This is a genomic window from Pseudomonas sp. (assembly GCF_026224925.1).
In the GTDB taxonomy this organism is placed as follows: domain Bacteria; phylum Pseudomonadota; class Gammaproteobacteria; order Pseudomonadales; family Pseudomonadaceae; genus Aquipseudomonas.
Genome location: NZ_JAMFRV010000496.1, coordinates 1 through 7,542, shown reverse-complemented (window position 1 = coordinate 7,542; position 7,542 = coordinate 1). Strand labels below are relative to the sequence as shown.

7 protein-coding genes and 2 pseudogenes are annotated in these 7,542 nt (G+C 53.9%); 5 read left to right on the top strand and 4 right to left on the bottom strand.

Annotated elements, in window-relative coordinates:
• Positions 1 to 101: 101 nt before the first annotated feature.
• Positions 102 to 1,106 carry an AraD1 family protein gene (araD1, locus tag M0974_RS21195; protein WP_297841271.1) on the bottom strand — a complete coding sequence of 335 codons (1,005 nt, stop codon included), beginning with the start codon at positions 1,104 to 1,106 and terminating at the stop codon, positions 102 to 104.
• Positions 1,107 to 1,260: 154 nt separating this feature from the next.
• Here araD1 and M0974_RS21190 point away from each other — a divergent pair, with 154 nt between their 5' ends.
• Complete coding sequence (locus M0974_RS21190; RefSeq protein WP_297841268.1) at positions 1,261 to 2,187, top strand: LysR family transcriptional regulator; 927 nt, start codon at positions 1,261 to 1,263, stop codon at positions 2,185 to 2,187.
• 262 nt (positions 2,188 to 2,449) lie between these two features.
• On the opposite strand, the pseudogene M0974_RS21185 reads toward M0974_RS21190, so the two are convergent.
• Positions 2,450 to 2,674, bottom strand: a pseudogene (locus M0974_RS21185) (transposase); the annotation flags it as partial.
• Here M0974_RS21185 and M0974_RS21180 point away from each other — a divergent pair.
• Positions 2,673 to 2,858: pseudogene (locus M0974_RS21180) on the top strand (cupin domain-containing protein); the annotation flags it as partial. The pseudogenes M0974_RS21185 and M0974_RS21180 sit on opposite strands and share 2 nt — an antisense overlap.
• A 79-nt stretch (positions 2,859 to 2,937) precedes the next feature.
• Here the strand turns inward: M0974_RS21180 and M0974_RS21175 are convergent.
• Complete coding sequence (locus M0974_RS21175) at positions 2,938 to 3,834, bottom strand: LysR family transcriptional regulator (RefSeq protein WP_297841265.1); 897 nt, start codon at positions 3,832 to 3,834, stop codon at positions 2,938 to 2,940.
• 162 nt (positions 3,835 to 3,996) lie between these two features.
• On the opposite strand from M0974_RS21175, the gene M0974_RS21170 reads away from it, so the two are divergent.
• From M0974_RS21170 to M0974_RS21160, 3 genes are all read left to right on the top strand, one after another.
• Complete coding sequence (locus M0974_RS21170; protein ID WP_297841262.1) at positions 3,997 to 5,190, top strand: MFS transporter; 1,194 nt, start codon at positions 3,997 to 3,999, stop codon at positions 5,188 to 5,190.
• Positions 5,191 to 5,510: 320 nt separating this feature from the next.
• Positions 5,511 to 6,227 (top strand): zinc-binding dehydrogenase, encoded by a 717-nt coding sequence (locus M0974_RS21165; protein ID WP_297841259.1) that lies wholly within the window; start codon positions 5,511 to 5,513, stop codon positions 6,225 to 6,227.
• A 218-nt stretch (positions 6,228 to 6,445) separates the two neighbouring features.
• Entirely contained in the window at positions 6,446 to 6,895 is a 450-nt protein-coding gene (locus M0974_RS21160; RefSeq protein WP_297841256.1) for an ester cyclase, read from the top strand.
• 216 nt (positions 6,896 to 7,111) lie between these two features.
• Here M0974_RS21160 and M0974_RS21155 read toward each other — a convergent pair.
• A partial coding sequence (locus tag M0974_RS21155; protein WP_297841252.1) for a hypothetical protein occupies positions 7,112 to 7,542 on the bottom strand: 431 nt, incomplete at its 5' end.

Below are 7,542 nucleotides of genomic sequence, written 5' to 3'. Positions count from 1 at the left end.
GCAACGGGTGCCGTCGCAGCAGGGTTAGCTTTCATGCTCATCTCTCTTTTTATGTTTGTTATGAGGGGCAGTTTAAACAGGCCTCCGGGAGGCCTTTTGCGTCACAGCTCTTTGACGCCGCCAGCGCTGATGCCCGAGTGGCTCACCTCGATACCATTACGCAGGGGGGCGCCGAACTCCGGCAGGCTGATTTCGAACACGTCGCCTGGCTGCGCTTTCACGTTGTCGGCGAACGACAGCGTCGCGGTGCCGAAAAAATGCACGTGCACATCACCGGGGCACAAAAACTGCTGATATTTGAAATGGTGATACTCAAGGTTTTCAATCGAGTGGCACATATTGTCTTCGCCACTCAGAAACTCTTTCTCCCACAGCACTTCGCCATTGCGATGGATGCGGCTGGTGCCCGCCAGATGGCGTGGCAATGGACCCACGCGCAGTTCCGGGCCGTAGGAGCAATTACGCAGTTTGGAGTGGGCCAAGTAGAGGTAGTTACGACGCTCCATAACGTGATCGGAAAACTCATTACCCAAGGCAAAGCCGATACGGTAGGGCTTGCCGTCATCGCCGATCACATAAAGGCCCGTCAGCTCAGGCTCTTCGCCGGTGTCTTGGGCAAACTCGGGAGACTGAAAAGCTTGGCCCGGACGCACAACAATCGAGCCGTTGCCCTTGTAAAACCATTCAGGCTGAACGCCGGGAGTGCCGGGCTCAGGGCGCCCACCTTCAATACCCCACTGGAATATCTGTGCGGAATCGGTGATAGGGGCTGCGGATTTTTCAGCGTCTTGCTTCTGGTGCATCTTGTCGCGAGTAGAGGCGCTGCCCAAGTGCGTCAGGCCGGTGCCGCTGACGAGGCAGTGAGCTGAGTCTTCGTGATCGAGTGGCGGCAGCACCCGGCCCTGTTCCAGCGCGGCGGCATAGCTTTGGTCGCTGGATTGGGTGCCTCGGGCGAGCACTTCAGCGGCGATGCCGTGACCTGCACGGATGGCCGACAGGGCGAGTTCACGCATACTCAAGACCCCGTTAACCACCTGGATCACATCGCCTTCGACGACGCCGACATGGCGAACGGACTGAGCGGATTCAAATTGGATTAGACGCACGGTCTCAACTCCTGATTATTTTTATAAGCGGTACCCTGCATTTGCGATGCGCTTATGCGCACCAGAGGAACCTGTTGCAAGTCACTTTAAATTCCCAGGCCGATGCTGCCTAATGACAGCTGTTAACCAAGTGATAACTTTTGGTGATCCCCCTATGTTGCCCTCACTGAACATCATCGCCTCGCGACTACGTCTGAAACAGCTGCGCTTGCTGATCAGCATTGATGAGCTGGGTTCGATTCACAGAGCCGCCGAGGCCATGGCCATCACTCAGCCAGGGGCGACCAAGGCGCTTCAGGAAATTGAGTCGACATTCGGCACCTCGTTATTCGAGCGCACCAGCAAAGGCCTTGATGCCAATGACCTGGGCCGGTGCGTAGTGCGTTATGCGCGATTGATCCACACTGACGTCGCGCATTTGCGTGAAGAAATGCTCGGCATCATGCAGGGCCACGGCGGACGTCTGTCGGTAGGGACGATCATGGGCGCCGTGCCGATGCTAGTAGATGGCTTGGCGCGTTTACGGACCAAACAGCCTGAGCTGTCAGTTTCAATTGTCGAAGACACCAGCGCCCGTTTGCTGAGCCTGCTCGATCAGGGCCGCCTCGACGTGGTCATTTGTCGAACCAGCGTAAGCCGCAGACCATCGGCCTACGATACCCAATCCAAAGAACATGAAGAGCTGGTGCTGGTGGCCAATCCGGCCAATCCGTATACACGGCACGAGCACCTTAAGCTGAGCGACATCGCCGACTCGCGTTGGATCGTATTCCCTGTAAACATGCCCATGCGCCTAACCCTGGAACGCGAGTTCCGGGAGGCGGGGCTGAGTTTTCCGGTTTATCCGATCGAAACGTCATCGACCTTCACCACCATGTCGCTGCTGTTGCAGGATTCGGGGCTGATTGCCGTAATGCCGGTGGATGTTGCCCGCATGGCCTTGGAATACGGCATGCTGAGCCGACTGCCGCTGGCGTTGAAGTCATACAGCGAGCCTTACGAGATCGTCACCCGCCAAGGCGTGCCGGTGAGTGTGCCTGGGCAATTGTTGATAGATGAGTTGGTGCGGTTGGCGGTATGAGGTTCGTTTGTTTCTGTAGTTCGGTGTTGGATGAGGTCGAATGGCGTTGCACGGCATTGGGTAGGGGGAGCGCGTGAAGTTCTTGTAATAGCTGCGCCATTAGGTAGATCCTTGGATGGGACATTGGACAATTAAAAAGCCGGCTTGTGATTTGCTTTTTATCTGTTCAGTAAACTATTGATTTATAAAATCAATGTCTGGTTCGTTGTTGGTTGGAATACCAATTGGAATGCCGTGCGAAATTGCACTCCACTTGACCCCCCGTTCGTTTTTGGACTCGCATCATCTCCGGCGCGTTGCTCAGCCGGTTCTGCACTTCCTCCAACACAGATTCATGTTCCCTGCGCCGGACTCGCCGCTCCGTGCTCGGTGTACATTGCGACTTCAGTGCGCAACCCTGGCAATTGGAACTCCAGTAACGGTGCAGCTTCAGGCTTTTTTCAACGTAGGAATAGCGCCAAATCAGCGCCTCTCCATCTGGGGCTGGCGACGTCATCTGGTGTCCACCGGGACATAAGCATTGGCACGGTGCGTCCACGACCACCTCAATGACGCATATTGCCGTGCAAGAAGCATTAAATGGCAAGAATGTTGAGTGGCTGGAAAAGGTCACAGATGACCAATATCAGGTTGGTCCAGGCACAAGCGTTGCCCCGCCTCACAACCATTGACAACTTGAGGCCTGGCCGTAGGAAACGTGTTGTGGTTTCCACCTATCAGCGGGACTTCGATCACTTCCGTCGGCCAGGTTTATTTGCCCCGATACCTCACCGCATCCACGAACGCGGTGAAGGCGGATGATGCTTGTCGCCGGTTCGGGTAATAAAGGTGGAAGCCCTGGAAGTAGGGGCACCACTGCGGCATCACTTCTTGTAGCCTGCCATCAGCGAGATATGGCTTGGCCATGAAGTCGGGAACATACGCCAGCCCTATACCGTCGAGGGCACCGTTGACGACATGAATCGTGCTGTTGGCGGTCAGTTGGCCGGTCACACGAATATTGAGCTTACGGTCACCATTCTCGAATTCCCACGCATAGCATCCGCCATCCATCGTATGACGGATGTTAATGCAATTATGCTGGGTTAAATCCTGCGGAATGACTGGGGCTGCGTGGCGAGCGAAGTATGCCGGTGCTCCCACCACAACCAAGCGCCAGTCCGGACTGACTCGAACAGCGATCATGTCTTTGCTGATCGATTCGCCCAAGCGTATGCCTGCATCGAAACGGTCGGTCACGATATTGGTGAAACCGTAGTCGATGCTGATTTCCACAGTGACGTCGGGGTACTGCTCAAGAAAGGCTGTAAGCATTGGTCTGATGATGCTTTCAGCTGCATCGTCCGAGCAAGTCACTCGGATTCTTCCCGCTGGCTTATCTCGCAGTTCACCGAGCATTTCGACTTCGGCAGTGATCTGGTCGAACAGCGGCCCGATCGAGAGCATCAACTTTTCGCCAGCTTCGGTCGGTGCCACGTTTCTCGTAGTTCGCGCAAGCAGGCGCACACCCAAACGTGCCTCCAGCCCTCTGATCGTGTGACTCAGGGCTGAGGGTGTGACGCCCAGCTTTGCAGCAGCCTTCGTGAAACTTTGATCACGGGCAACAGCGAGAAAGGCTTGCAGATCGTTGACCTTGGGCGCGCTCATTACTGATTTATTCTCATCACTACATCAAAATTATGGTGGCTAATAACGGTAATGGTTTCACCTTAAGCTGTCATTCAAATTCGGAATTCACCTGTCTCCTACTGACGCCGCACGGTCCACACCCAAGCTGAAGTGGAGGCAACTCCATCAGGTAAAAGATATATGACCACATTTGATGCCACGCTTGGGCGCGCAACAGCCGTTTCACATCCACCCGCCTGGGGCGCGGTTTTTTCAATGGCGCTGTGCGTTGTTGTTCTGATCGCCTCAGAGTTCATGCCGGTGAGCCTCCTTACGCCAATTGCTCAGGATCTGGGTATCAGCCAGGGCCAAGCTGGCCAAGCTATTTCGATCTCGGGGTTTTTCGCCGTACTCACCAGTTTGCTGAACACACCGCTGACAGGACGATTTGACCGGAAAAAGGTCCTGCTCGGCTTCAGTCTGCTTCTGACAGTCTCGGGTTTAATCGTCACCTTTGCGCACAACGGATTGATGTTTATGACCGGGCGGGCGTTGTTGGGGGTGGCTATCGGTGGCTTCTGGTCGATGTCCACAGCAACAGTCATGAAGCTCGTCCCTAAAAATTCCGTAGCAAAGGGATTAGCGCTCATCAACGGCGGCAACGCACTAGCCGCTACTGTTGCTGCTCCGTTGGGCAGTTTCCTGGGGCAATACATTGGATGGAGGGGTTCCTTTTTCCTGGTAGTTCCACTGGCAGTCCTGGCGTTTGCTTGGCAGTGGGCAAGTATCCCAGCGATGCGTAGCGAGCCTAGTGTCCGATCCAACAACCCGTTCCGCCTGCTGGGCAACTCCCAGGTCGCAATCGGAATGCTCGCAATCATGCTGTTGTTCATGGGTCAGTTTGCTGTCTTCACCTACCTGCGCCCGTTTCTTGAAACGGTTACGCAGGTGAGCGTGACCACCCTGTCTCTCATGTTGCTGCTGCTGGGAGTTTTCGGGGTCATCGGCACCTACTTGATTGGGTCGCTCCTGCAACACCGCATGTATGCGTACCTGATCGGGATTCCGTTATCGATGGCACTGGTTGCAGCGGTTTTGATCGCCATGGGCAGTTCGACCTTGGCAGTCGGATTCCTGCTTGCCGCTTGGGGGCTGGTCGCTACACCGGCGCCGGTAGCATGGGGTCTTTGGTTGAGCAAAACACTGCCAGAAGATGCTGAGGCAGGCGGCGGCTTGATGGTAGCGACGATCCAGATGGCAATCACCTTAGGGGCAGGTTTGGGCGGATTTATGTTCGACGCCCTGAGCTGGTGGAGTCCATTTGCATTCGGTGTTGCTGCTCTAGCTGGTTCCGCAGCATTTGCTTGGGCCGCGCTTCGGAATGCTCACCCTTAGAATAAGGTGGGTAAATGAGTTTTACGGGTCTTTGGATACCGAGGCCTGGCTATTTGGTTATCTCTAGAATCGATATTAGAGGGACGCATCAAGAAACATATCATTGCAGCGATGGCATTGGGCGCAAGCGTAGCCACCGGTGGCAGCTATGCGGCTGAAGAAGAAAAATGGGATAAAACCTTTCTGCGCAGCGATAAGGTGACTGTTGAGAAGGTTACCTTCAAAAACAGGATCAATCTCTCTGTCGTGGGTGACCTGTACTCGAACATTTCCTTGTGCATCTCCCAGAGTCAGTCGATTTCGAAACGGCCGCTGCCTCAATGCTAAAGGGGCTGACTGCGCAGTATCTTCTGCGTCGCACCTTTCGAGTCGAGCCGGGCCACTCGGTTCTAATCCATGCGGCCGCTGGGGGTGTGGGGCTCATTTTGTCGCAATGGGCGAAGCACTTGGGGGCCACGGTCATTGGTACGGTCGGATCGCCTGAAAAAGCCGAAGTCGCTGCTCAGAACGGCTGCGACCATGTCATTAATTATGGCGAAGAAAACTTCGCCAAGCGCGTGCGCGAAATCACCCAAGGCGAAGGTTGTGATGTTGTATATGACGGCGTTGGGAAGGCCACATTCCCTGCTTCGCTTGACTGCCTGAAGCCCATGGGATGTTTCGTGAGCTTCGGCGTTTCATCAGGCCCTATCGAGTCATTCAACATCATGATGCTGGCGGAGAAAGGCTCGTTGTACGCCACTTGGCCGGTACTGACCAGATATCTGGCCAAGCGGGAAGACGTGCTCTCGATGAGCCAGGAACTCTTCGACGTTATTGGCAGTGGTGCGGTGGTCATTCGCATTCACGCAGTCGAAAAAGCTTATCTGGCTCATAAAGGGCTCGGGCCAGGTGATGAGGTTGTATTTCAGCACATTAAAGGACGTGTTCGGAGACTCCTTAGATGGAAAAACGTGGTTATGACCAGTGCAAATAACTGGTCAGGCCGAATTCGAACAGTGTATCAACCGCCTTGTTGTTCGGCGATCGCCTATTAAGCTAATGAATGGAAATCAAGTTTAATGCACTCTGTTTCTTGCGATTGATAACGTGTTTGCGATAGTTGATATGAGTGTTGTGTATTTGAGGTGATATCAGCAGGAGAATTTTGGCATCAAAGCAAGAAACGTAGTTCGACTCTAACCGCGGTTGATTATGTTTTGTCCGGGAAAGCATTTTTCTCAAACAGCAACTATAACTGCCGAGGGTATGAAATATGTCTCAGTTAGACGATAACAAAGCAACCGTGGTTCGCTGGTTCACAGAATTCTGGGGTGATACTTACAACCCAGCAGTCGTGGACGATCTGGCTGCGCCGGACATGGTTTTGCATTATTCGCTTCATGATCCGCGTAAAGGCCGTGAAGATATTAAAGCATTCATGGCTGATTTCCGTGCCGCGTTCCCGGACCTGTCTTTCGCAGGCGCAGCTGATCTGATTGCCGAAGGCGATTATGTTGTTGGTCAATGGGTAGGTGGTGGTACGCACACTGGCCCGGCGTTCAGCGATTTCCTGGCGGGCTCACTGCCAGCGGCAACAGGTAAGAAAATGCGCTTCACTGGCACCACCGTTCTACGTCTCCAAAATGGCAAAATTGTTGAAGAGCTGGGGTTGGATGACGGTGTGACGGCGTTGCAACAGCTGGGTCTGCTGAAAAAAGCTTAATTACTCAGGTTACCTGCGACGAGGCTCGCGCAACGCAGGCGAGACGGGTGCAATAACTAGTCCTCCCGGCAACTGAACGTAGTTAGGCGCGATGTATAAAAAAGGCCGTATTCTTTGAATACGGCCTTTTTTAATCGTCGTTTAGCGTTTTGAGCTTGTAGAGTTTGGCGGGGCGTATATTTCGGCGCAATCCCTGCTCTATCTATAGGGTGAACTTCAGTTTCTGTGGTGCGCTTTGTTTGAGATTCCTTGGCTAGTCCATGCATAATAGATAACCATGAATACAAATATGGCCACGGCGACGTCAGGATGAATGGTCCATCCGAGGACGCCGGCGAGCGCGTAGAGGAGCACACCAACAAGGGGTCGTCTCATTTGGATTGCAAACATGTTCGGTGGAGTGTTCGCTTTGAGTAGTTGCGGATTGCGATAAAGGTAGGCGAACATCGGCAGCCACGCGGCGGACATTAGTGTTGCAATTAGTGCGTAGAGAACGACCGCCGATTTCTGATCCGCGAGATTGCCATTTGTATACGCGCCTGATAACACCCCTGTTGGGAACGGAATCAAGGCGACTGTGGCCAAGATAAAAAGATTCAGCCAGTTGAGCGCCGGGTCAACTGAGATAATCCTTTCATACAGGTAGT

What these genes read in the sequence shown, in the direction of transcription:
- M0974_RS21190 (WP_297841268.1), top strand. Translation starts at nt 1,261, where the DNA reads ATGTTGCCCTCACTGAACATCATCGCCTCGCGACTACGTCTGAAACAG.
- M0974_RS21160 (WP_297841256.1), top strand. Translation starts at nt 6,446, where the DNA reads ATGTCTCAGTTAGACGATAACAAAGCAACCGTGGTTCGCTGGTTCACA.
- M0974_RS21170 (WP_297841262.1), top strand. Translation starts at nt 3,997, where the DNA reads ATGACCACATTTGATGCCACGCTTGGGCGCGCAACAGCCGTTTCACAT.
- M0974_RS21165 (WP_297841259.1), top strand. Translation starts at nt 5,511, where the DNA reads ATGCTAAAGGGGCTGACTGCGCAGTATCTTCTGCGTCGCACCTTTCGA.
- M0974_RS21175 (WP_297841265.1), bottom strand. Translation starts at nt 3,834, where the DNA reads ATGAGCGCGCCCAAGGTCAACGATCTGCAAGCCTTTCTCGCTGTTGCC.